Below are 23,873 nucleotides of genomic sequence, written 5' to 3' on the forward strand. Positions count from 1 at the left end.
GCCGCATGCTCCGGGTTCTGAGGCTCTTCCTACAACGGCTGGCGGCGGCCGAGTGGTTCATGAGAGCCGGCCCCAAGTTCATGCCGCAGCTCGATCGGACCGTGCACCGGCTCACCCGGGGACGACTGCTCAGCAACAACCCGGTCATCCCCACGCTGATCCTGGTCACCACGGGCGCCAAGTCCGGCCTGCCGCGCAGCTCGCCGCTCGCCTGCCTGCCCGAGCCCGACGGCACCCTCCTGGTGGTGGGCAGCAACTTCGGCCAAACCCACCACCCGGCGTGGAGCGGCAACCTGATCAAGACGCCCACGGCCACGGTGAGTTTCAGGGGCCACGAGTTCCCCGTCACCGCCGTGCTGCTGACCGGCGCCGACCGTACGGCCGCGTGGCCGTCCCTGATCGAGCGGTGGCCGCTCTTCGACCGCTACACGGAGAAGTCCGGACGGGAGCTGCGGGTCTTCCGCCTGACGCCAACGCGCTGATCTCCTGCGTCATCATGGTGGGGCAACTTTTCCATTTTGAGGAGCCCCATCCCGTGCGTGAACGCACCCGAGCCTTCATTGAGCACCCGCGCTTCCAGCGGTTCATCGTCGGCGTCATCGTGCTCAACGCGGCCACACTCGGCCTCGAAACCGTGCCCGCCGTGGTCGAGGACTACGGTCACCTGCTGACCGTGGTCGATCATGTGGCTCTCTACGTCTTCGTGGCCGAACTGCTCGCGAAGATCTACGTCGAGCGGTCGCGCTTCCCGCGCGATCCGTGGAACATCTTCGACACCGTGATCGTGGCGGTCGCCCTGGCCCCCTTCGCGGGCGGCCTGTCGGTCCTGCGCTCGCTGCGCATCCTGCGGGCGCTGCGCTTGCTGTCGGTGGTGCCCAGCCTGCGCCGCGTCGTCTCGGCCCTGCTGCGCGCGATGCCCGGCATGAGCTCGATCGTGCTGCTGCTCTCCCTGGTCCTGTACGTGGCCGCCGTCATGGCCACCAAGTTGTACGGGGCCACGGCGCCGACCCGCTTCGGCAGCCTGCCCACCTCGCTGTTCACCCTCTACCAGACGATGACGGGCGACGACTGGGGCAACATCGCGAGAGAGGTGATGCGGAGCCACCCCAGCGCCTGGGTCTTCTTCACGATCTTCATCCTGGTCTGCACGTTCGTCGTGCTCAACCTGTTCATGGCCGTCGTGGTGAGCGCGATGGAGGAGGAGTCGGCCGCCGAACGCGCGGAGCTGGAGGACGACAACACGGCCTCGACCCAGCTGATCCTGTCCGAGCTGACGGCGCTCCGCAAAGAGATCGCCGAGCTGCGCGAGCAGAAGGTGCTCGACTGACGGCTCAGCGTCGCCTGAACCCGGTGATCTCGCGGCCCCCCAACGGTGGCCAGCATCCCGTCCCGTAGCAACCGTCTCGCAGATGATCACACGCTATCGGTTCGGGCAGCCGCGACCGCCTTGGGCCTGTAGCCCACCCGCCAGAGGGTGACGGCCAGCAGCAGCGCCACCACGCTCCACGCCGGCACCAGCCCCGCGAGTCCGGCGATCGCCGGCGGCACCACGATCGAGGGCACGGCCCAGCCCCAGATCCACCGGCGCTCGGCGCCGTTGGCCAGGCCGAGCACGGTGGAGGCGGCGAAGTAGACGGCCAGGCCGCCGCACAGCACCCATTGGACGCCGCCGTGCAGGTGCTCGGCGGGCTTGGCGGCCACCGCGCCGAGCCCCGCCGCCGTCGCGGTGATGCCCGCCGTCATGGCGTAGTGCGCGGGCAGCGCGATGTACGGCTTGAGCCCCCGCTCGTGGATCTCGGGCACGGCGCTCAGGCCGTACTGGAGGGTGAGCCACCACAGCGACACGATCAGCCCGAACCCGGCCACGGCGGCCAGGCCGAGCGGCCAGTCCCAGTCGAGCCCGGAGGAGGCGATCACGACCTGCATGACCGCCTCGCCCAGCACGATGATGACGAACAGCCCGAGCCGCTCACCCAGGTGCGCGGGGTCGAGCACGGCGGCCTTCGGCTCCTCCAGGTAGCGCGCCTCCAAGAGCCTCCCGGCCCTGCCGGCCCGGCGCAGCTCGCGCGCCCTGAGCCGCTCCGCCTGCGCCTTGAGCTCGCTGACCAGGCGCTCCGGCTGCCGGCTCTGCGCGATGGAGAAGGCGAGGTCGAGCGCGACGCCGAGGCCCCACAGGTAGTAGCGCCACTCGTTCTGCATCATGGTCGAGGCGATCCACGGCCCGAGGCCCGCGCCGAGCTGGGCCGCGGGCCAGGAGGTCATCACCGTGCCGGCCGCCTGGATCGACCGGGAGGCGCTGACCCGGCAGATGATGTAGGCGGCGATGAACCACCCGTCGTGCGTGCCGACGCCGGGGATCGCGTGCGCGACGTCGGGGGCCGCCGCCGCCATCACCGCGATGCCGAACATCCCGACCAGCATGCTGCGCAGGTGCGTCTGCTCGGCGCGGACGTTCGAGTAGAGCGTCAGGGACGTCCAGATGCTCCACACCGCGTAGTAGAGGATGGCGAATAACGCCACATCGCCCCAGGTCGGGTGCTGGAGGCGGTGCGCCAGCTGCGCGACCGCCACCACCACGACGAGGTCGAAGAACAATTCCAGCCAGCTGGCGTGCCGCTCACCCGCATCACTCACGGCTAACGAGAATAGAACTCCACGACCAGCTGCTCGTCCACCGGGACGTTGATCTGCTCGCGCTGGGGCCTGCTGACCAGCGTGAACCGCAGATCAGCGTGGTCGACGGAGAGGTAGGGTGCGATCCGCTCGTCGGCGTGCACGCCCTCCTTGGCGGCCACGAACGGCTGCATCCCGCGCGAGCGCTCCCGCACGCTGATGACCTGGCCGGGCTTGACCAGATAGCTGGGAATGTCCACCTTGCGGCCGTCGACGGCGATGTGGCCGTGGTTGACGTACTGCCGGGCCGCGTAGATCGACGGCGCCAGCCCGGCGCGCAGCACCAGGGAGGCCAGGCGGCTCTCCAGCAGCGCGACCAGCTCGGCGCCCGACGCGCCCGGCTTGCGCAGGGCGAGGCCCCAGTAGCGGCGTAGCTGCCGCTCCGACACGTCGTAGTACCAGCGCAGCTTCTGCTTCTCCAGCAGCCGCAGCCCGTAGTCGCCGGTGGTGCGGCGGTTGGTCTTGCGGCCGTGCTCGCCCGGCGGGTAGGGGCGCTGCTCGAAATAGCGGACGGCCTTCTTGGTCAGCGGGACGCCCGCGCGACGTGACAGTCGCACCTTCGGACCGGTGTAGCGCACGTTCACCTCATGTGATTAGGTAGTCCTTACTTAGGCAAGGCTAACCTACTGTCGGCTGTGATCTCAAGGAGGCGCCATGCTCACGATCCCCGAGCGGATCCGCACCCTCGCCGTGTCGGCGAGCGTCGCCCGGCTGTCCATCGACGGCACCCCCGCGCCCGCCCGTGGCGGAGTCGACGAGCGGGGCCGCCCGGTGCTGCTGGTGCGGCCGGGCGAGGCGCTGCACGGGCTGCGCGACGACGCCGTCGTGGCGGTGAACCTGACCGCCATGCGCGTGCTCGGCCAGGTGGAGCATCCGCGCGGGCTGCTCGAGGTGCAGGGGTGGGCGCAGGCCGTACCCGAGAGTGACGCGCGTGAGGCCGCCGTCGCGGTCGCGGCGCACACGGCCGATGAGGCCCTGTTCGACGCGCTGGAGAGGTACGGCCGGCCGGACGCGCCCCGGCTGCTGCGGCTCGACATCGGCCAGGTGGTGTACCTGACCGGGCGCGACTCCGGGGTGCTGGACGCCGATGACTACCTCGAAGCCGCCCCCGATCCGCTGGCCGCCACCGCCGAGCGCGTGCTGGCCCACATCAACGAATCGCACCGGGCCCAGCTCGCCGGCGGAGTGTCCAAGCACCTCGGCGAGGACGCCGGTGACGTGTGGCTGTGGGAGCTGGACCGCTACGGGGCGACGGTCCGCGTGGACGACCAGCTCCTCCGCTTCCCCTGGCCGACGCCCGCGCACACCGCGCTCTGCCTGGAGACCGCGCTGCGCGGCCTGCTGTGCGCGTGCTGACCGTCACGGGTCCGCGCGCCGCGGGAACTTGATCACGATTCGCTGGGAGTCACCCGGGACGGGGCGCCGGATCACTATCATCGGCGCCTGTGGACCATACGGAGCGGCGCAGGCGGATTCTGATGGTCGCCGGATTACTGGCCGGCTGCCTGATGCTGGCCACCGCGGCGATCCTGGTCGGCGGTGCCTTCACCGGCACGCAGCTCACTCTGGTCAGCCTGCCCGACCATGATCGCCCCGGCCCGCGCCGGGGCGAGCCGGGGGCGATCGAGTCGAAGCTGGCCCGCTACCGCGTCCCGGTCACGCGTCCGGTCCACACCACGCAGCCCACCGCGGATCCCACGCCCACCCTCGGCGCCAGGAAGACCGCCAAGGCCACGCCAACGGCCACCCCCACCTCCACCCGGCCTGCCAGCACCCGGGTGAGCCCCAGCAGCGGCCTGTCACCGGCTCCGTCGCCCCACCGGGGGATCAGGCCCACACCGGGGCCCGTGCTGTCCGAGGCGGCCACGGGGCGCACTCCGCCGCCGAGGAGTACTCCCCAGAGCCAGAGCCCGCCGCCGCGCAAGACGAAGAATCCCTGGCCCGGCAAGCGCCCTTGACGCCGCGCGATGGGGTGGTCGAGGGCCTCGTCGCGGAGCTGCGGCAGCTCGTCCAGCGCTGACCGTCAGGAGCTGATCTTGAGGCGGGTGATCATGCTCTCGTCGACGGCGTCGGGCGAGAGCACGTGGTCGAGGATCATGACCGCGCACCCGCTGATGCCCGCCCCGGCCCCCAGCCTGCTGGGCTCGATGCGGAGCCGGCGGGTGGCCAGCGCGGTGGAGCGGCGGTAGACGACCTCGCGGATGCTCGACACCAGCGGCCCGAACGCCTCGGCCACGTCGCCGCCGAGCACCACGACGGACGGGTTGAGGATGTTGACGGCGACGGCCAGGACCTCGCCGATCTGGCGGCCCGCCTCGCGGACGATCGCCATCGTCTCGGCGTCTCCGGCGCGCACCAGCCTGGTCACGTCGGCGATGGTCTTGACGTCCTTGCCCGCGGCCCGCAGGTCGCGCAGCAGCGCGGTGCCGCTGGCGACGGAGTCGACGCAGTCGGTGTTGCCGCAGCGGCAGAGCACGCCGCCGCCGTCGCGTACCGGGATGTGCCCGATCTCGCCCGCCGCGCCGAGCGCGCCGCGCAGGATCTCGCCGCCCGCGATGACGCCCGCGCCGATCCGGGTGGACACCTTGACGAACATCAGGTCGCCGAGCTCGGGGTAGGCGCCCCGGTGCTCGCCTATGGCCAGCAGGTTGACGTCGTTGTCGATCAGTACGGGCACCGGGAAGCGCTCGTGGACCAGCGGCGGGATCACCACGCCCGTCCACGAGGCCATCACCCTGGCGCTCTCCGTGCGTCCCTGCGCGAACTCGACCGTCGCCGGCACGCCCATGCCCACACCGCGCAGCAGCGAGCGCGGCCGGTCGCCGAGCAGCTCGTCCCAGGTGTCCATGACGAGCGGCAGCACCACGTCGGGGCCCTGCTCGACGTCGATGGCGAAGTCGCGGCCCTCAAGCTCGCGGCCCGCGAGGTCGCAGACCGCCACCCGCGTACGGCTCGCGCCCAGGGCGGCCACCAGCACCACGCCGCCTGAGGCGTTGAACTCCAGCCGGACCGGCGGCCGGCCACCGGTGGACGGCGCGTCGGCCCGCTCCACGACCAGGCCGCGCTCGAGCAGCTCGCCGACGCGCAGTTGCACCGCGGGGCGGGACAGGCCGGTCACCCGGCCGAGGTCCGCCCGTGTCACGGCCTCACCGGTGCGGATGAGGCGGAGCACCTCGCCACTCGTGGCGAGGGTCGCGGCGGTACGTCGAGGCATCCGCCAAGTGAATCACAGGAGGTTAGGTAATGAAAAGTCACGACTTTTTCATCTCAAATAGCAAAACTCAGCTTGTGTAGGTACGTAACTCTGGCTAGTGTCCGTTCTGTCCCTGCTTGGTAAATCATCGGAGTTCCCAGCCGTGTCCCCCACCTCAGCTCCCACCGCCGCTTACACCGCCGACCTCGTCGTCTTCGGCGGCACCGGCGACCTGTCCATGCGCAAACTGCTCCCGGCGCTGTACCACAGCGACGTGGAGGGCCGCCTCTCCCCCGAGACGCGGATCATCGCCATGTCCAGAGGCGGGCTGACCGATGAGGACTTCCGCGGCAAGGTGGACGCCGAGGTACGCGACCAGGTCCCGGCCGACCCCAGCGCGTGGCAGCGCTTCCTCGGCCGCCTGCACCACGTGTCCGTCGACGTGGGCGGCGAGAACCGGTCCGGCTGGAGCGCGCTGACCGCGCTGCTGGGCGGGCACGAGCAGCGCGACCGGGTGTTCTACCTGGCCAGCCCGCCGATGACGTTCGGCCCGTTCTGCCGTGAGCTGGACAAGGCGGGCCTGGTGACGCCGCGCTCCCGGGTGGTGCTGGAGAAGCCGCTGGGTCGCGACCTGGCCAGCGCGCAGCGGATCAACGAGGAGGTCGGCGCCATCTTCGACGAGGCGCAGATCTTCCGTATCGACCACTACCTGGGCAAGGAGACCGTGCAGAACCTGCTCGTGCTCCGCTTCGCCAATGCCTTCCTCGAGCCGATCTGGAACTCCCTCTGGATCGACCACGTGCAGATCACCGCCGCCGAGACCGTAGGCACGCCGGGCCGGCGCGGCTACTACGACCACGCCGGCGCGCTGCGCGATATGGTGCAGAACCACCTGCTCCAGCTCCTCTGCATGACCGCGATGGAGCCGCCGGCCCGCAACGACCGCGAGGCGATCCGCGACGAGAAGGTGAAGGTGCTCCAGGCGCTGCGGCCCATCACCGGCACCGAGGTCGACCGCTTCACCGTGCGCGGCCAGTACACCGAGGCGGACGGGATGCCCGGTTATCTGGACGAGCCCGGGTCCACCGCGCCCACCGAGGCGTCGCGCCGGGTGGAGACGTTCACCGCGATCCGCGCCGAGGTCAAGAACTGGCGGTGGGCCGGGGTGCCGTTCTACCTGCGCACCGGCAAGCGGCTGCCGCGCCGGACCTCGGAGATCGTGGTGCAGTTCAAGGACGTGCCGCACTCCATCTTCCCCGGCGGCTCACCGAACCGCCTCGTCCTGCGGCTGCAGCCGGAAGAGGGCATCGAGCTGCACATCATGGCCAAGGAGCCGGGAGCGGGCGAGGTGGCGCTCAAGCCGGTGCCGCTGAGCCTCAGCTTCGGCAAGACGTTCACCACGCGCGTTCCCGAGGCCTACGAGCGGCTGCTCACGGACGTGCTGGCGGGCAACCCGACGCTGTTCATGCGGCGCGACGAGGTGGCAGCCGCCTGGCAGTGGATCGACCCGATCCTGGCCTCCTGGGAGTCGTCGGCCGAGCTGCCCGAGCCCTACCCCGCCGGGTCCACCGGCCCAGCGGGCGCCCACGAGCTGCTCGCCCGCAGCGGGCGCGTGTGGCACGAAGAGGACCAGGCGTGAGCGAGCGCACCACCGAACACCGCGATTTTGGGTTTGAGGACCCGACGAAGGAGGGTCTGTGAACCCCGTCATCCAGGAGATCACCGACAGGATCACCGAACGCAGCCAGGCCAGCCGCACCGTCTACCTGGCGCGGATCCGGCGCGACGGAGAAGCCGCCCGCGCCAAGGGCCCGGCGCGCGCGCACCTCGGCTGCGCGAACCTGGCCCACGGCTTCGCCGCCGCGCCCGCCGCCGACAAGCCCCTGCTGATGGGTTCGGCCAAGCCCGGCGTGGCGATCGTGACCAGCTACAACGACATGCTCTCGGCCCACCAGCCGTACGAGACGTACCCGGCCGAGTTGAAGGCGGCGGTGCGCGCGGCCGGCGGCGTCGCGCAGGTGGCGGGTGGCGTGCCCGCGATGTGCGACGGCATCACGCAGGGCCGCGCCGGCATGGAGCTGTCGCTCTACAGCCGCGACGTGATCGCCATGGCGGCCGCGATCGCGCTGTCGCATGACATGTTCGACGCGTCGCTGCTGCTGGGCGTCTGCGACAAGATCGTGCCGGGCCTGTTCATCGGGGCGCTGCATTTCGGGCACCTGCCCGCGATCTTCGTGCCCGCCGGCCCCATGACGTCGGGGCTGCCGAACAAGGTCAAGGCCCGCACCCGGCAGCTCTTCGCCGAGGGCAAGGTGGGCCGCGACGAGCTGCTCGACGCCGAGGCCAAGTCGTACCACTCCCCCGGCACCTGCACCTTCTACGGCACCGCCAACTCCAACCAGGCGCTGATGGAGGTCATGGGCCTGCATCTGCCCGGCTCGACGTTCGTCAACCCGCACACCGAGCTGCGGCACGCGCTGACCGAGGCGGCCGGGCGCCGGGCGGTGGAGATCACCGCGCACGGCCCCGAGTACACCCCGATCGGCGAGCTGGTCGACGAGAAGTCGATCGTGAACGCCTGCGTGGCGCTGCTGGCCACCGGCGGCTCCACCAACCACACGCTGCACCTGGTGGCCATGGCCGCCGCCGCGGGCATCGTGCTGACCTGGGACGACCTGGCCTGCCTGTCGAAGGCCGTGCCCTCGCTGACCAAGATCTACCCCAACGGCCAGGCGGACGTGAACCACTTCCGCGACGCCGGCGGCATGCAGGTGCTCATCGGCGACCTGCTGGACGAGGGCCTGCTGCACGCCGACGTGCTGACCGTGGCGGGGCGCGGCCTCGACCACTACCGTTCGGCTCCGTCGCTGTCCGACGGGAAGCTGACCTGGTCGGAGCTGTCCGACGGCAGCGCCGACCTCGACGTGCTACGGCCGGTGGCCGCGCCGTTCTCCGCCGACGGCGGCATCCACATGCTCGAGGGCAACCTGGGCCGGGCCGTCAGCAAGGTGTCGGCGGTCAAGGCCGAGCACCTGGTGATCGAGGCTCCGGCCAAGGTGTTCGACGACCAGCTCGACCTGCTGCGCGCGTTCGAGGCGGGCGAGCTGGACGGGCAGGACTTCGTGGCGGTCATCCGCTACCAGGGGCCGAGCGCCAATGGCATGCCCGAGCTGCACAAGCTCACGCCGCCGCTGGCCGTACTGCTCGATCGGGGGCAGCGGGTGGCGATCGTGACCGACGGCCGCATGTCCGGCGCGTCCGGCAAGGTGCCGGCGGCCATCCACCTGTCGCCCGAGGCGGCGGACGGGGGGCCGATCGCGCTGGTCCGCGAGGGCGACGTGATCAGGCTCGACTCGGCGGCGGGGACGCTGGAAGTGCTGGTCCCGGCCGAGGAGCTGGCCCGGCGCACGCCCGGCGGCCGGCCGCTGAGCGACGCGCAGTGGGTGGGGACGGGGCGCGAGCTGTTCGCGACGTTCCGGCGCATGGCGGGGCACGCGGAGCAGGGTGCGGGGATCTTCGGGATCAGCGGCGCCGAGTCCCCGGACCACGGCCCCGGCCTGGGCTTCCCCGCCGAGGCGGGCGCCTCCCACCTGGAGTCCGGCGCGCCTCTCGGGCAGCACGCGGGCGTCGCGGGATGACCGCGTTCCACACGCTGGATGACGTGTTCCGCTCGCTGGACAGTGCGCCGTGAGCGCGTTCGATCCGCCGTGGCTGGTCGCCGACATCGGTGGCACCAACGCCCGGTTCGGGCTGGTCACCTCGCCGGGAGCGCGGCCGTCGCACGTCGCGGTCCTGGCGGGGGCCGACTACGACACCCTCCCGGAAGCCGTAGCCGCCTACCTCGCGGAACACGCGGGCGGAGTGCGGCCGGGGGCGGCGTGCCTGGCCGTGGCGGGGCCCGTCGACGGTGACCGCTACACGCTGACGAACTCGGCCTGGAGCGGCTCGGCGAGCGACCTCGGCCTGCCGTACGCGGTGCTGCTGAACGACTTCGAGGCGCTGGCCGTCTCACTGCCCCATCTGGAGCCCGGCGACCTGGCGTCCCTGGGCGGCCCGGAACCCGCCCACGGCGTGAAGGCCGTGCTCGGCCCCGGCACCGGGCTCGGCGTCGCCGGGCTGGTGCCCGCCGACGGCGGCTGGACGCCGATCCCCGGCGAGGGCGGGCACGTCACGGTGCCGGTCTTCGACGACCGGGAGCGGGAGATCGTCCGGGCACTCCGCGCCGGGGGCCTGGACCACGTGGTGGCCGAGCACGTCCTGTCGGGACCGGGCCTGGTACGGCTGCACCGGGCACTCGCCCAGGTCAACGGCGTCAATCCGCCCAGCCTGTCGGTCTCCGACATCGTGGCGCGGCTGGACGACTCGCTGTGCGCGGAGACGGTCGAGGTGTTCTGCGGGATGCTGGGGAGTTTCGCCGGGAACGTGGCGCTGACCCTCGGCGCCAGGGGCGGCGTCTATCTCGGCGGCGGAGTACTGCCCCGTATCGTGGAGCGCGTGCGTACCAGCGACTTCCGCGCCAGATTCGCCGACAACCCGGACATGGCCGGCTACCTGTCGGCCATCGCGACCACGCTCATCGTCGCCCCGCAACCGGCGCTGACGGGCGCCGCCGCCTGGCTGGCGCAGCGCGCGGCAAGGGAGCTGGGGTCCCCGCACGAGCGCAGAGAGCTGTATCCGATGAGGAGAGACATTTCATGAGCCTGCTCGATCTCGCCCCCGTGATCCCGGTCGTGGTGATCGACGACGTGGAGACCGCCGTGCCGCTGGCGCGGGCGCTGGTCGCGGGCGGCCTGCCGGTCATCGAGGTGACCTTGCGTACGGCTGACGCGCTGGAGGCCATCGCCAGGATCGTCGCCGAGGTGCCGGAGGCCGTGGTCGGCGCCGGAACAATCCGGACTTCTGATGATATTGCGGCGTGCTTGGTGGCTGGGGCGAAGTTCCTGGTCTCGCCCGGGACGACGCTGTCGCTGGCCGACGCGATGGCGGCGAGCGGGCTCCCGTACCTGCCCGGCGCGGCCACCGCCACCGAGGTGATGGCGCTGGCCGAGCGGGGTCTGAAGGAGCTGAAGTTCTTCCCGGCCGAGCCCGCGGGCGGCATACCGTACCTGAAGGCACTGGCGGGACCGCTGCCGGACGTGCGGTTCTGCCCGACGGGCGGCATCAGGCCGGCCACCGCGCCCGACTATCTCGCGCTGCCGAACGTCGGCTGTGTCGGCGGCACCTGGCTGACCCCGGCCGACGCCCTGGCCGCGGGCGACTGGGGCCGCGTGGAGAAGCTGGCCGCCGAGGCGGCCGCTCTCCGTTAGCGCAACCCGCTGACGTCAATCAGGCCGGATGAGTACGGCCGATGCCGGGAAGGTCGTCGGTGATCAGGATGGACTTCACACCCCTTTGGGAGTCGCATGTCCCGTTCCGTCATCGTGTGGGCCCTGATCCTCGTCATCGCGGGATCCCTCGCCGTAGCCCTCTGTGTCGTCACCTCGCCCGTGGTCTCCGCCGACGCTCCCCGCGACTTCTTCGACTCGCCCTACCTGCTGCCCTCGTTCCTCGTCCTGGCGGTCCTGGCCGGTCTGGCCGGGTGGTTCGTCCCTCAGGTGGGCGTCCTGTGGGGGGTGCTGGCCGCCGCTCCGTTCTACGTCTCCTTCGCCCCCGCCGTGATCAAGGAGCTCCGGGAAGGCGGCCAGGGGCTGTGGCCGGTCGGGCTGCTGTTCCTGGTCGGCCTCACTCTCATCCCCTTGCTCGCGGCCCTGACGACCTCGCTGGTCGCCAGGGCGCGCGGATAAAAGGAGTGGGCCTCAACCCTTGTAATTGAAAATCTGGCGGAGAGTGTGCTGAATGGCCACCAGGTCCTTCTGGTCGGCCATTACCTGGTCGATGGACTTGTACGCCGCGGGATGCTCGTCCACCAGTGCGGCGGCCCTGTCCGCATTCCAGATTCGACCGCTCATGGCCGCGGTGAGAGAGGTCGCCGACAGTTCCCGCTTCGCCTTTGTGCGAGACATGCGGCGGCCCGCACCATGGGCGCAGGAATTGTACGACTCGGGGTTTCCACGACCGCGCACGATGTACGAGCACGTGCCCATCGAGCCGGGGATCACTCCTTCGTCTCCCGTGTCGGCCTTGATGGCTCCCTTGCGGGTGATCCAGAGGGACTTGCCGTAGTGGGACTCCTGCTGGGTGAAGTTGTGGTGGCAGTTGATCGTACGGACCCGCTCGCCCTGGCCCACGACCCGGAACAGGGCGTTGATCAGCACCTTGTCCATCCGGGCACGCGAGGCCATGGCGTAGCGCTGCGCCCACAGCATGTCCTCGATGTAGGCGGTGAACTCCGGCGTGCTCTGGACGAGGTACGCGAGGTCCGGGTCCTCCAGGCCGATGACCTGCTTCTTCATCAGCTTCTTGGCGCCGACGATGTGCATCGTGGCGAGCTGGTTGCCGACGCCGCGCGAACCCGAGTGCAGCACCGTCCACACCCGGTCACGCTCGTCGAGGCAGACCTCGACGAAGTGGTTGCCGGAGCCGAGGGTACCGAACTGGTCGGCCACCTTCTTGGTCTGCCTGGGGTTCAGGTCGGTGTAGGGGAGTCCGAGGTCGCCGAGGGCACGGTCCATCGACGGGTCCTGGTGACCCTTGCCGACGCCGGCCGGGATGCGGTGCTGCACCATCGGCATGAGGGCGGCCAGGGTGTCGGGCAGGTCGTCAGCCGTCAGCGTCGTCTCGGTGGCGACCATGCCGCAGCCGATGTCCACACCAACGGCGGCGGGAATGATCGCGTTTTCGGTGGGAATCACCGAACCGACCGTGGCACCGATGCCGATATGCGCGTCGGGCATGAGAGCGACGTGACCGGAAACGAATGGCAGGCGGGCAGTGCGTGCGGCCTGCGCGATCGCGCCTTCGTCGATCTCACTGGCCCACGACAGCAGGTTCGGTGCGGGCTGGTTCGGCATGGGTTGAATCTCCTCACTGGTTCGTGATCAGTTTGGCGGGACCAGAGAGGAATGCCCAATCATTTTATCGAATGCGGGTTTTACGGACTGTTCGGGTCCGCCGTTCGGCTCGCGGGCCGAGGACGTCGCCGTGGGCTGCACCACCCGTTCCGCTACAAAGGTGCCACAACCCGTCCAAACTCAGTCGCCACCAGGCAGCCCGTTCCTCCGTTAGAGTCTTGGGGAACGGGCATGCCGGGCGGAGGATCGCATCGGTTGAGTCAACGGGGCAACGAAGGCGAGAGGACAGCGACGTTGGGGCAGCAGGGGCGCTCCGCAGGCACTCCGCTGACGCCGGACGACCCGCCGGCGATCGGCCCCTATGAGCTGATCAGCCGCCTTGGCTCGGGCGGCATGGGCACCGTCTACCTGGCCAAGGCCGCCGACGGCGTACAGGTCGCGCTCAAGGCGATCCGCCGCGACTACACCGCCGATCCGGTCTACCGGGCGCGCTTCCACGAAGAGGTGTCCAACGCCCGCAAGGTCGCCTCGTTCTGTACCGCCCGCGTCCTGGACCACGGCGAGCACGACGGGGTCCTCTACCTGGTCACCGAGTACATCGAGGGCGTCTCTCTCGAAAACCACCTGATCGAGCACGGCCCTCTGACCCCGTCCGTGCTGCACTCGGCGGCTGTGGGCGTCGCGGCGGCGCTGACCGCGATCCACGCCGCCGGCCTGGTGCACCGCGACCTCAAACCGGCGAACGTGATGCTGACGCTGGGCGGCCCCCGGGTGATCGACTTCGGGCTGGCCCGCTCGACCCACGTCTCCTCCCGCCACACCAACGCGGGCATGGTGATGGGCACGCCCGGCTGGATCGCTCCCGAGCAGGTCTTCGAGGGCCGCACCAGCCCGGCGGGCGACGTGTTCGCGTGGGGGTCGCTGATCGCCTACGCCGGGCTCGGCGGCCACCCGTTCGGCGAGGGCGACGCCTACGTCATGGCCGCTCGCGCCCGCACCGCCCCGCCCGACCTGCGCGGCCTGCCCGCGCCGCTCGACCGGCTGGTGGCCGCGGCCATCCATCCCGACCCCGCGCGCCGCCCCGCGGCCAAGCAGCTCCTGCTCGAACTCGTCGGCGCGGCCGACGAGCCGGCCGCCCAGCTCGCCGCGACGCGCCACCTCAGCAGCTCGTGGAACCCATCGGAGTTCCCACCGCTGGCCGAGTTCCCGCACAATCCGCAGGTACGACAGGCGCCGCCGGGCTGGACCCCGCCGCCCCAGGCCCATCAGCCGCAGGCGCACCCGCCTCAGCCCCACCCGTCGCAGACTCACCAGCCTCAAGCCCATCATCGGACGACCGGCCAGGGACCGCTACCGGGACGCGGCCCGGTGCCCCGCCCGGCCGCCCAGGCCCCGCCACCACCCCGCCAGGCGCCACTGGCTCCTCAGCAGACCGGACAGGTGCCGCTTTCCGCTCATCAGACGGGCCAGATGCCACTGCAGCCCGGGCCAAGGGGCCCGGCGTTCCCGGCCAAGCCGAAGAGAAGCGTGTTCGCCAGTTGCCTGACCGCCATCGTGGTGGCCATCGTGCTGCTGGTGCTGCTGTTGGCTGTACTGACGTGGGCGCTCAGATCGCCCGACCCGGTCGGCGCGGACAGCCCGGTGCAGGACGGGAAGCTGAAGTTCGCGGTGACGGGCACCAAATGCCCCAAACCAGCGAGGAGCGCGACGCAGCGCACCTGCCAGGTGAGCGTCAAGGTCAACAACATCGGCCAGGAGGCCCGGGTCCTCTACCCCGGCCAGCAGAAACTGGTCGACGAGGACGACGCCTTACACGGCGGCACCAAGCTGCTCGACAAGGCGGGCACCGAGGTCACCCCGGTCCGCATCGGGCCGGGCCAGTCCTTCAGCGGCGCGCTGCTGTTCGAGCTGCCGAAGGAGGCCCAGCCCGCGGGGCTGGAGCTGCATGACTCCGGCCTGAGCACCGGGGTGCGGGTCAGGCTCGACTAGAGCCGTAGGCGGCGTGGTCGCTGATGTCGATCTTCGAACGGTCGGGCAGTGCGAGCGTCGCGGCGAAACCGATCACCGCACCGATGATCATGAACACCGAGATCGCCTGCCAGCCGTAGTCGTGCAGCAGCCAGGTGGCGATCAGCGGTGCCGGTCCACCCGCGATGACCGAGGCCAGCTGATATCCCAGCCCGGCTCCTCCGTACCGCAGACTGGTCGGGAAACTCTCCGCGATGAGCGCCGCCTGCGGGCCGTACTCCATGGAGTGCTGGAGCTGCGTGATCATCATGGTGAGCAGGATCACGACGGCGATGCCGGTGTTGAGCAGCGCATAGTAGGGGAAGGCGACCACCGCCAGCAGCGCGGCCCCGATCAGGTAGATCCTGCGGCGGCCTATCCGATCGCTGAGGTGCCCGAAGTACGGGATCGCGACAAGCTCGACGGCCGCCGCGGCGCTGACGGCGGCGAACGCGAACGTGCGCGACATCCCGATGTGCGGGGCCGTGATGTAGGTGATCACGAACGTCGTGTAGAGGTAGAACGGCATCTGCTCCGAAACGCGCAGGAGCGCGCTGAACACGACCTCCTTGGGGTGCTTCTTGAGGACCTCGACGACCGGCAGCTTGGCCACCTGCTTGGTCTCCAGGAGCCGCGCGAACAGCGGCGTCTCCATCACCCGCAGCCGCACCCACAGACCGACGGCGACCAGCACGAGACTGGCCAGGAACGGAATCCGCCAGCCCCAGTCCTTGAACGCGTCGCCGGCCGCGAGCGCCACCAGCGACATCGCGCCCGTGCCGAGTATGAGGCCGATGGGCACGCCGACCTGCGGCCAGCTCGCCATCAGGCCGCGCCTGCGCTGGTTGCCCCACTCCATCGACAGCAGCACCGAGCCGCTCCACTCGCCACCGACCGCGATCCCTTGCAGGATGCGCAGGATGACCAGCAGGACCGGCGCGGCCACGCCGATACTGGCGGTGCCCGGCAGCACGCCGATGAGCGCGCTTGAGACGCCCATCATGACGAGGGTGATGATGAGCGTGGCCTTACGCCCGATGCGGTCTCCCCAATGCCCGAAGATCGCCGCGCCTATCGGCCTGGCGGCGAAGCCGACCGCGTACGTGGCGAACGATGCCAGCACACCCGCGTACGGGCTCGACTTGGGGAAGAAGACGTCGGCGAATACGGTCGCCGCGGCCGTGCCATAGAGAAAGAAGTCATACCACTCGATGGCAGTACCGACGACGCTCGCCGTCGCTGCCTTCCTCACCTGGGATTGGTACTCCGCCGCTGGTAACCCGTGATCGTGCGTCACCTGCGCCTCCTCAGCCCGGACCGGGACTCCCAGTGTGATCCGGCTCACACGTCACCCGGCTTGCGCGATGCCTACCCGGCTGACGCGAGACGAACACGGGATTTGTCAGATCGTTAGCAACAAGTGGTGTCCTCCTGGTGTCGGACGCACTCCGACCTTGGGGGTCATGAATGGCCTCTGACCCCGGCCGCCGCCGATGCGGCGGTGAGCGCGGCCTGGGCCTGGGGCAGGTCGATGAAGGTGTCCTTACGTTCGACCAGCCCGTTCTCGTCGAGCGTGACCACGTCGAGGCAGTCGAAACGGATCGGGCGCCGGTTGCCGTCGGGGTCGGTGAGGACGGCGGTGAGTGCCCAGTCGAGCACCCAGTGGCGGTCGCCGATGATCGTCCGGTGGATGTCGAATCCCATCTCCGGCCACTGGGCGAACATGGCGGCGAAGGTGTCGCGAAGTGCGGGCCGACCGTGGACCGGCTGCTCGCCGTTGTGCAGCCAGAACCGCGTTGCGGGCGAGTGCAGCCCGACGATCGCGTCCGCGTCGCGGGTGGCGAAGGTCGTGACGTAGGTGTCGAAGAGTTCCCTGACGTTGTGTGCGGGCGATGCGGTGGTGGGCATGGCGCCGATCCTCCTATTACTGAACGCTGTATACGCGGTAGGTGACGTGGTTGAGCGACAGCTCGTTGACAGCGATGGCGACGGTGGAGTTCAGCCACGCGTAGCGCTCCGCGCCGGTCTCGAACAGCGGCGCCGACCGTGCGTGCATCTCGTCCCAGCCGATGGTCTCGCCGGCCCACAGCCGGCTGATCGCCTCGTCCGAGAGCGTGGCGCGACCGGTGACGGTGACGAACACCAGCTCGTCGTCATGGGTACGGATCGTCGCCCGGACGTCGAGGCGGGCGACGCGATCGGAGCCGACCATGATCCAGTCACCACCGCCGGGCAGGAACTCGCCGCGCAGCCGCGGTCCCTCGACGGTTCCGCGCTCGACGACCGCGATCATGCGCGTGCCCAGCGGGGTGGAGAAGGTCTGCATGGCCTGGAACGTGATGGCGAAGTCGCACAGGCGCTCGACCGTGACCGCGGTGATGCCTGGGTCGGTGTCGAGAAGGGTCATGTGGTCCTCCGGAGTAGGTCCTGCCGTGACACCACCTTGAAACGATCACTTGGAAAAGTCAAGTAATCGCTCTGAATTTAAGATCACAAGCTTGGAGTCGGCGGAGCGTGCGCTAGGCTGCCGTCATGGCATCGCGTTCCTACGGTCACTACTGCGCGGTGGCCAAAACGCTCGACCTGGTCGGCGAGCGGTGGACCCTGCTGCTCGTCCGCGAACTGCTGGACGGCCCGAAACGCTACGTCGATCTCCTTGGCGGCCTCGTGGGCGTTTCCACCGACATGCTCGCCGCCCGCCTGAAGACGCTGGAGGAAGCCGGAATCATCAGCCGGCGCACGCTTCCCGCGCCCGCCGCGTCAAAGGTGTACGAGCTGACGCCGCTCGGCCGGGAGCTGCAACCGGCGATGACCGAGCTGGCCCGGTTCGGCATGCGCCTGCTCGGGGAGCAGGGCGACGACGACGCCTTCCAGATCCACTGGATCACGCCGTCGCTGCGGGCGATGTTCCAGCCGGAGCGGGCCCAGGCCCTGTCCCTCACCGTCGAGTTCCGGGTAGGCGCCGACGCCATGCACGCCCGCATCACCGACGGCGCGCTGCACACCTGCCCCGGGCACGCCGCCGATCCCGACGCCGTCCTGACCTTCGCCGATGCCGCGACCCTCGCCGAGATCGGACGCGATCCCACCGCGTCCCCCACCGCCGTCTCCACCGGCCGCCTCCACGTTCGAGGAAAGCCTGACGCCGTCCAAGCCACGAGAGAGCTCTTCGGCCTCAACCGCTAGACCAGCCACCTTGGGCTTCTGCAACTCCGTCGACCGAACATCGCTGCTGGATGGGGTTGAGGGCGGGAACCGCCGCGCGTGGGTGGAAGATCACGGGAGTCGGAACAACGCCACGCCGCCCCCTTCATCGCGGCTGTCACCTGTCGCTTCGACCGCGAGCACCCGTTCGTCGGGAGACCAGGCGCTGCGGGTGCGTAGAAGGGGCGAGGCGAGGTTCAACAGCCGGCTGCCCGACCCGATGTCCCAGACGCGCAGGGCCGCGTCGTCGCTTCCCCGCACTGTGGCGATCATGGACAGCCGCTTGCCGGACGGGCTGAAGTGGAACCAGGGGCCGATCACATCCGCCTCCGGCCCCAGGTCGCCGGGCAGCGCTCGCAGCACCTTTCCGGACCGCGCATCCGACAGTGTCACCTGCCCGGCCTTGCCGTCCCAAGCCGCCTTCACCGTGCCGTCCGCGCTGGCCACCTCCCGCGCTCCCCACCGGCGCCCCCATGCCTCCTGGTCCCGCGATTCCAGCCGCTTGCCCGTTCGCACGTCCCACCACAGGCCGGCCGCCTCGACCGCGGTCTCATCGAGAGAGAAGATCATCCCCTGGGTCCGGGGCAGCTCCATCACCGGTGATTCCCAGCCTCCGGGGCTACCGTCCAGACGCCACAGGCGGACGCGTCCCTTGGGCAAGGTGCCGTCGTCCTCGGACGTACTGCCTCGCCAGCCGGGTTCGAAGAACACCCCCGCGGCGTACCGGCCCGTCCAGGAGACGCCGAGCGTTCCGACCAGGCCGCCCCGAAGATAGGGGCCTTCGGCGGTGTGATCGGTGACCGCCCCGCTGGTCGCATCGATCGTCACGAGCGCCGTACGCTGAGGCGGCGGCTGCTTGTCGTCCTCGGCCTGGCCGGTCTGCTGCACCTCGGTGCCGACCATGCTCAGATGCTTCCCATCGGGTGCGAAGGCGATCGCGGGAAAGCTCCTCAAGGCCTCGTTCCCCACGAACCCCGGCACGTGATGTACGGCCACACACCCGCTGCGATCCAGCCAGCGGTCGAGCCGCTCACATGGCCGTAACTCCCGGCTGGACCACCAGGCGACGGCCGCCACGATGACGATCACGCCCACAACCGCCGCACTCCACCGCGAGAGCCGACGACTCCTCCGATAGATCACAAATCGAGGCTACTGCCGTACCCCGCGCATCCGTGAGATGCTACGCAGCTTTCTCCGCCTTTCAAGCGGTCCCCGAGTTCCACGCCCAGGCCGCGATCCCGACCCGATTCGCCGCTCCCACCTTGCGCTGGACATTGGCCACATGCGTCTTCACCGTGCCTGCGCTGATGAACAACTCGGCGGCGATCTCACCATTGGTACGCCCGTGCGCGACCAATCGCGCGATCTCCACCTCCCGCTCCGTGAGCGGCTCCCTGAGCGGCTCCGGCCCGGATGCGCGGAGGTGGCGCAGCAGCCGCACAGTGACCTGCGGACTGATAAGCGTGTCACCGGCCATGGCGGCACGAATGGCCTCGATGAGCAGCGTCGGCCCCGACCGTTTCAGCAGGAACCCGCAAGCGCCGTTGCGCAGCGCGGTGTGCACATAGTCGTCGAGGTCGAACGTGGTCACCACGATCACCCGCGTCTCCTGCGCGAGCACCCGGGTGACCTCCAGCCCGTCGAGCTTGGGCATCCGAATGTCGGCCAGGACGACGTCGGGCTTGAGATGCCGGGCGAGCTCCACGGCCGCCCGCCCATCAGCCGCTTCCCCCACAACCGTCATGTCGGGCTGCGAGTCGAGAATGAGCCGGAACCCGATCCGCACATCGTCCTGATCGTCCGCGAGGAGAACCCGAGTCGTCACGCCACCACCCCCACCACCCGTACGCATGTCCCGCCACCTTTCCATCCCTGTCCCGCGGACCACCACTCCGGGCGTCCTCCCGGGCTCAGACGGGGATGGCCGCCGTGACGCGCCAGCCCGCGCCGTGCGGACCCGCTGACAGCGAGCCGCCGACCGTCTCGAGCACCTCGGCGAGGCCCGCCAGGCCGAAGCCGCCGTTGCGGCCGTTGCGGCCGTGCTCAGCGAAACGGCTCCCTCGCTCGTCGGCCTCCGGCTGGCCGGCGCTGCCATCGTCGTCCACCCGGACGTGAACCAGGTCCCCCTCCCTCGTCACCGCGATGTCGACCGTGGTCGCGCGCGGCGCGTGCCTGCGTACGTTGGTCAGCGCCTCCGTCACCACCCGGTAGACGGTCGCCGACGCCTCGCGCGAGATCTGCCGCGCCTCGACGACGAGATTCACCCCGACGGTCGGCGAGAAGCCGTCGGCCAGGTCTCGCAGCCCATCGATGCCGGGTGCGGGACCTCTGGCAGGTTCGTTGAGCATGTGGACCGTACGGTCGAGCGAGGCCAGGGCCCGCTGGCCGCCGTCCTCGATGCGGCGCAGGGCATCCTCGATCCGCGGCGGCAGCCCTGGCGCGAGCCGGGCGGCCTGGGCCTGTACGAGCATGCCGCTGACATCGTGCGCGACGAAATCGTGCAGGTCACGGGCCAGAGCGAGCCGCTGATCCTGTACGGCCCGCGCCACGGCCCGGCGCCGGTTGCCGTCGAGTGAACGCAGGTAGAGCCCGGCCGCGGCGGCCCCGACCGCCCCCAGCGACCAGCCCGCGCAACCGGCCAGAATCAACGAGAGCGGGCCGGGCCAGACCATGCGCAGCAGGATGATCGAGACCGCGAGACCAGGTACGAGGGCTGCGACAGGCGCGCGGCGGGCCGCGAGCATCGTCAGGGCGAGCAGCACCGGAACCTCGATCAGCAGCCAGAACGTGGCGCCGCCAAGGGTGCCCGTCAGCGGATAGTAGGTGGTGATCGCCAGGGAGACCGCTCCCCCGCCCACGGCCGGGTAGGCGGGAGGAACACGCGGCACGGACGCCACCCAACCGATGAGGTTCACGAGTCCGACCTTAGAGCCGGCGGCCTGCCGCACCGCTGTCGCCTCAGGGAGCACGCATGACGCACGTACGGAAGCGCTACGCTCTCGCGCGTGTCCGAAATTTCGGTTCCCGGCTATGAGATCCGGGGTGTGCTGGGGCAGGGGGGCTTCGGGATCGTCTACCTCGCGCTCCAGTCCGCCGTCGGTCGGGAGGTGGCGCTCAAGGTGGACAACCGGGTGCTGCTCTCCGACCGCGACAGGCGCCGCTTCCTGCGCGAGGTCACCGCGGCCGGCGCGCTGTCGGGGCATCCCCATGTCGTCCCCGTCTACGATGCCGGGCTGCTTCCGGACGGCAGGCCGTACATGGTGCTCGAGCTCTGTCCCGGCGGGTCGCTCTCCGGTCAACGCCTGCGGCCGGAGGCGGTGCGGGACGTCGGGGTGCGGATCGCCGACGCGCTGGCCGCGGCGCACGCCCAAGGCGTGCTTCATCGCGACGTCAAGCCCGCCAATCTGCTGCTCAACCGCTACGGACATGTGGCGCTCTCCGATTTCGGCCTGGCCACGATGCCCGACTCGGGGCCCGACGCGTCGGTGACGCGGGAGTCGCTGACGCCCGCCTATGCTCCTCCGGAGGCGTTCGAGCTCGCCGAGCCGAGCGCTGCCGGTGACGTCTATTCGCTCGCGGCCACGCTGTACGCGCTGCTGTCCGGGCGTCCGCCACGTTTTCCGGCCAGTGGGGTGCCGAACCTGGCGATGGTGCTGGCGATGCATCGCCTGCCGGTTCCCGACATTCCCGGTGTGCCGCCGGCGCTGACAGCGGTTCTGCGTCAGGCACTCGTCAGCGACCCGCACCAGCGGACGCCGAGCGCCGCCGCCTTTCGCGACGCGCTGACCGCCCTGCGCCTCGACTCCGAGCCGGTGCGGTCGGGCTCGGGCCCGGTGTGGTCGGGCTCGGATCCGAGGTCGCAGGGCGCTGATCCGGTACGGGCCGGATCGCCGAACAGCGTCCCGTCGAGCGCGCCAGGCGCCGGTAGGCCGGCTGATCCGTACCAGATGGGGTACGCCGCATCGCAGCCGGTCGGCCCGCCTGGGCCCGGTCAGGCCGAACAGTTCAACAGCCGGCCCGCGGGGCGTAGACGGCGGAGTGGCGGCGGCGGCCGGGATGTCCGGCGGGAGGACACCGTTGAGCCAGTCGCTCCCCGGGGCGTCTCCAGAGTGTTCCTTGTGATCGTGTCGGTCTGTGCGCTGGTCTTGGCGACAGGCGCGGGGGTGGTCATCTATGAGCACTTCACCCGCGGGCCAGAGACGGGGCAGACACCGCAAGCGACCGGAACGGCCGCGCGGAAGACCCCGGCGGCTGCCCGGAGCTTCGGCGTGGAGACCTACACCAAAGGATGCCCCGCGTCCGCTGTCCCCGGGGCGAACGCGTCGTGCGTCAGGGACTCCGAGTGCTGGGCCGGCCTGGTCGTCTCCGCGGGCGACACGACGGCGAGGCGGCTTGGTTGCGAGGAGACCCATTCCTGGGAGACGTTCGCGATCGCCCCGCTTCCGGCGGACTCCCTCACCTACGACCAGCGTGATCTGTCGAGACATCCCCTGGTGAAGAAGGCTTGCTCCACGCGCGTCCTGCTGGCCACGAGGTACGGCGCGGCCAAGAACATCGCCGACGACAAGTGGATCTCGGATGTGATGCCGCCTTCGTCGGCGCAGTTCGATCAGGGGGTGCGGGTGTACCGGTGTGTCGGTGCCCTGGCGGGTGCGGAGAGGTCCGGCTCCGTCTTCCGGCCCTCCTCCTAAGGGATCGGCGAGGAGGCAGGATGGGCCCGCGACTGGCACTCGTCACCTTGGCGCTGCTGACATTGGCCGGATGTACGACCGGCGCGCCTACAGGGCCCCGCGCTGCTGAGACGCACTCGCCGGTCGCCACCGACCCCCAGGGACGCTGGCGGGTGATCTACCGGCAGAAGGGCCTGGACTACGGGGCCGACTTCCTGGACATCACGGCCACGAGCGAGAGCGACGCGTGGGCGGTCGGCGAGCGGACCTTCGGCACCGACGGCCACGAGGCGTTGCTGGTCCGCTGGGACGGCAAGCGCTGGCGACGGCTGGTGAAGGAGCTGCCGAAGCAGGCCCGGTACGTCACGCTCACCAAAGTGGACGCCTCGGACCCCGGCAATGTATGGATCATCGCCGAGGACAAGGAGGGAGGCGAGTCCGGGCTGCTGCACTTCGACGGCCGGAACTGGTCGTTCGTCCCCGATCCGGTGGACACCTCTGACGAGGCCGCGAGTCCGTCCGAGGTGATCGCCCTGGGTGGTGGGCAGGTGTGGACGTTCGGTGACGGGTGGGCACGGCACTTCGACGGGCAACGCTGGACCAGCCAGGCGATCCCCATCGTCACGCACGCCGCCATTGCGCGGTCGCCCCAGGACATCTGGGCGGTCGGGGAGACGGACCCGATGCCGGACGACGCTCTCGCGCAGTCGGAGCCCGCCGTCGCGCACTTCGACGGCCGGTCCTGGCAGCGGCTGCCGCTACCCGCGCCGTCGCCGCCTGACTCGTCCGAATCGCGGCTCGAAGCCGTACTGGCCGGGGCCGCCGACGATGTGTGGGCCGTGGGCGGCTACGAGACGGCGGACGGCACGTTCCGCCCGCTGTCGTACCGGTGGAACGGCACGGCCTGGCGGGCGGTCGTCCTTGACGGCGGGCGGTTGACCGGGATCGCCCGCGACAGTGGTGGCGTGGTGTGGGTGGCCTGCCATCGGTTCAGCTCCGATCCCGGGGACGACAGCTACCGGCTACTGGCGGAGGCGGGCGGGCGTTGGTCACGGGTCACCCCCTCCGCCCCGGTGACCACGATGACCTCGCTCCCCAGCGGGAGGCCCCTGTGGGCGATCGGCCAGAACGCGATCTCGGAGTATCGCTAGACGCCGCCCCCGGTCCGGCTGG

General features: G+C 70.4%; 23 protein-coding genes. 13 read left to right on the forward strand and 10 right to left on the reverse strand.

Annotated elements, in window-relative coordinates:
• The first annotated feature begins 5 nt into the window (after positions 1-5).
• Both KLK06_RS42620 and KLK06_RS42625 read left to right on the forward strand, forming a co-directional pair.
• Complete coding sequence (locus tag KLK06_RS42620; protein WP_214641412.1) at positions 6-482, forward strand: nitroreductase family deazaflavin-dependent oxidoreductase; 477 nt, start codon at positions 6-8, stop codon at positions 480-482.
• A gap of 53 nt (positions 483-535) precedes the next feature.
• Positions 536-1,327 (forward strand): ion transporter, encoded by a 792-nt coding sequence (locus KLK06_RS42625; RefSeq protein ID WP_214641413.1) that lies wholly within the window; start codon positions 536-538, stop codon positions 1,325-1,327.
• Between the two features lie 86 nt (positions 1,328-1,413).
• Here KLK06_RS42625 and KLK06_RS42630 read toward each other — a convergent pair whose 3' ends face one another.
• Positions 1,414-2,634 (reverse strand): low temperature requirement protein A, encoded by a 1,221-nt coding sequence (locus tag KLK06_RS42630; protein WP_214641414.1) that lies wholly within the window; start codon positions 2,632-2,634, stop codon positions 1,414-1,416.
• A gap of 2 nt (positions 2,635-2,636) precedes the next feature.
• Positions 2,637-3,251: a 30S ribosomal protein S4 gene (rpsD, locus tag KLK06_RS42635; protein ID WP_214641551.1), complete on the reverse strand. Its 615-nt coding sequence runs from the start codon at positions 3,249-3,251 to the stop codon at positions 2,637-2,639.
• A 76-nt stretch (positions 3,252-3,327) separates the two neighbouring features.
• Here rpsD and KLK06_RS42640 point away from each other — a divergent pair, with 76 nt between their 5' ends.
• Both KLK06_RS42640 and KLK06_RS42645 read left to right on the forward strand, forming a co-directional pair.
• On the forward strand, positions 3,328-4,029 hold the full coding sequence (locus tag KLK06_RS42640) for a DUF2470 domain-containing protein (RefSeq protein ID WP_214641415.1): 702 nt from the start codon (positions 3,328-3,330) through the stop codon (positions 4,027-4,029).
• Positions 4,030-4,118: 89 nt separating this feature from the next.
• Positions 4,119-4,631: a hypothetical protein gene (locus KLK06_RS42645; RefSeq protein ID WP_214641416.1), complete on the forward strand. Its 513-nt coding sequence runs from the start codon at positions 4,119-4,121 to the stop codon at positions 4,629-4,631.
• Positions 4,632-4,696: 65 nt separating this feature from the next.
• Here the strand turns inward: KLK06_RS42645 and KLK06_RS42650 are convergent, their stop codons facing one another.
• On the reverse strand, positions 4,697-5,887 hold the full coding sequence (locus KLK06_RS42650; RefSeq protein ID WP_214641417.1) for an ROK family transcriptional regulator: 1,191 nt from the start codon (positions 5,885-5,887) through the stop codon (positions 4,697-4,699).
• 142 nt (positions 5,888-6,029) lie between these two features.
• On the opposite strand from KLK06_RS42650, the gene zwf reads away from it, so the two are divergent.
• From zwf to KLK06_RS42675, 5 genes are all read left to right on the forward strand, one after another.
• Positions 6,030-7,505: a glucose-6-phosphate dehydrogenase gene (gene zwf, locus KLK06_RS42655; protein WP_214641418.1), complete on the forward strand. Its 1,476-nt coding sequence runs from the start codon at positions 6,030-6,032 to the stop codon at positions 7,503-7,505.
• A gap of 58 nt (positions 7,506-7,563) precedes the next feature.
• On the forward strand, positions 7,564-9,504 hold the full coding sequence (gene edd, locus KLK06_RS42660) for a phosphogluconate dehydratase (protein ID WP_214641419.1): 1,941 nt from the start codon (positions 7,564-7,566) through the stop codon (positions 9,502-9,504).
• 49 nt (positions 9,505-9,553) lie between these two features.
• Positions 9,554-10,564 (forward strand): glucokinase, encoded by a 1,011-nt coding sequence (gene glk, locus KLK06_RS42665; protein WP_214641420.1) that lies wholly within the window; start codon positions 9,554-9,556, stop codon positions 10,562-10,564.
• Positions 10,561-11,172 carry a bifunctional 4-hydroxy-2-oxoglutarate aldolase/2-dehydro-3-deoxy-phosphogluconate aldolase gene (gene eda / locus KLK06_RS42670; RefSeq protein ID WP_214641421.1) on the forward strand — a complete coding sequence of 204 codons (612 nt, stop codon included), beginning with the start codon at positions 10,561-10,563 and terminating at the stop codon, positions 11,170-11,172. The genes glk and eda overlap by 4 nt, the downstream gene beginning before the upstream one ends.
• A 96-nt stretch (positions 11,173-11,268) precedes the next feature.
• Positions 11,269-11,649 (forward strand): hypothetical protein, encoded by a 381-nt coding sequence (locus KLK06_RS42675; RefSeq protein WP_214641422.1) that lies wholly within the window; start codon positions 11,269-11,271, stop codon positions 11,647-11,649.
• Positions 11,650-11,661: 12 nt separating this feature from the next.
• On the opposite strand, the gene KLK06_RS42680 is transcribed toward KLK06_RS42675, so the two are convergent.
• Positions 11,662-12,816 carry an RtcB family protein gene (locus tag KLK06_RS42680; RefSeq protein WP_214641423.1) on the reverse strand — a complete coding sequence of 385 codons (1,155 nt, stop codon included), beginning with the start codon at positions 12,814-12,816 and terminating at the stop codon, positions 11,662-11,664.
• Between the two features lie 294 nt (positions 12,817-13,110).
• On the opposite strand from KLK06_RS42680, the gene KLK06_RS42685 reads away from it, so the two are divergent.
• Positions 13,111-14,805, forward strand: coding sequence for a serine/threonine-protein kinase (locus tag KLK06_RS42685; protein WP_214641424.1), 1,695 nt, complete (start codon positions 13,111-13,113; stop codon positions 14,803-14,805).
• On the opposite strand, the gene KLK06_RS42690 is transcribed toward KLK06_RS42685, so the two are convergent.
• The 3 genes from KLK06_RS42690 to KLK06_RS42700 all read right to left on the reverse strand — a co-directional run bounded on the left by KLK06_RS42690 (position 14,792) and on the right by KLK06_RS42700 (position 17,230).
• Complete coding sequence (locus KLK06_RS42690) at positions 14,792-16,075, reverse strand: MFS transporter (RefSeq protein ID WP_214641425.1); 1,284 nt, start codon at positions 16,073-16,075, stop codon at positions 14,792-14,794. The genes KLK06_RS42685 and KLK06_RS42690 overlap by 14 nt on opposite strands.
• 209 nt (positions 16,076-16,284) lie before the next feature.
• Positions 16,285-16,731 (reverse strand): nuclear transport factor 2 family protein, encoded by a 447-nt coding sequence (locus tag KLK06_RS42695; RefSeq protein ID WP_214641426.1) that lies wholly within the window; start codon positions 16,729-16,731, stop codon positions 16,285-16,287.
• Between the two features lie 16 nt (positions 16,732-16,747).
• Positions 16,748-17,230: a DUF3237 domain-containing protein gene (locus KLK06_RS42700; protein WP_214641427.1), complete on the reverse strand. Its 483-nt coding sequence runs from the start codon at positions 17,228-17,230 to the stop codon at positions 16,748-16,750.
• Positions 17,231-17,355: 125 nt separating this feature from the next.
• Here KLK06_RS42700 and KLK06_RS42705 point away from each other — a divergent pair, with 125 nt between their 5' ends.
• Entirely contained in the window at positions 17,356-18,009 is a 654-nt protein-coding gene (locus KLK06_RS42705) for a helix-turn-helix domain-containing protein (protein WP_214641428.1), read from the forward strand.
• Between the two features lie 90 nt (positions 18,010-18,099).
• Here the strand turns inward: KLK06_RS42705 and KLK06_RS42710 are convergent, their stop codons facing one another.
• The 3 genes from KLK06_RS42710 to KLK06_RS60600 all read right to left on the reverse strand — a co-directional run bounded on the left by KLK06_RS42710 (position 18,100) and on the right by KLK06_RS60600 (position 20,945).
• Positions 18,100-19,116 carry a WD40 repeat domain-containing protein gene (locus KLK06_RS42710; RefSeq protein WP_214641429.1) on the reverse strand — a complete coding sequence of 339 codons (1,017 nt, stop codon included), beginning with the start codon at positions 19,114-19,116 and terminating at the stop codon, positions 18,100-18,102.
• A gap of 115 nt (positions 19,117-19,231) precedes the next feature.
• Positions 19,232-19,855, reverse strand: a complete 624-nt coding sequence (locus KLK06_RS42715; RefSeq protein ID WP_214641430.1) for a response regulator transcription factor — start codon at positions 19,853-19,855, stop codon at positions 19,232-19,234.
• An 85-nt stretch (positions 19,856-19,940) separates the two neighbouring features.
• A complete protein-coding gene (locus KLK06_RS60600; protein ID WP_214641431.1) occupies positions 19,941-20,945 on the reverse strand; it encodes an ATP-binding protein in 1,005 nt (334 codons plus the stop codon).
• A 90-nt stretch (positions 20,946-21,035) separates the two neighbouring features.
• Between KLK06_RS60600 and KLK06_RS42725 the strand changes: the two genes are divergently transcribed.
• Positions 21,036-22,721: a serine/threonine-protein kinase gene (locus KLK06_RS42725; protein ID WP_214641432.1), complete on the forward strand. Its 1,686-nt coding sequence runs from the start codon at positions 21,036-21,038 to the stop codon at positions 22,719-22,721.
• 20 nt (positions 22,722-22,741) lie between these two features.
• Positions 22,742-23,851, forward strand: coding sequence for a hypothetical protein (locus tag KLK06_RS42730; protein ID WP_214641433.1), 1,110 nt, complete (start codon positions 22,742-22,744; stop codon positions 23,849-23,851).
• The last annotated feature ends 22 nt before the right edge of the window (positions 23,852-23,873 follow it).

It is taken from the genome of Nonomuraea sp. NEAU-A123, from assembly GCF_018603905.1.
Lineage (GTDB): Bacteria > Actinomycetota > Actinomycetes > Streptosporangiales > Streptosporangiaceae > Nonomuraea.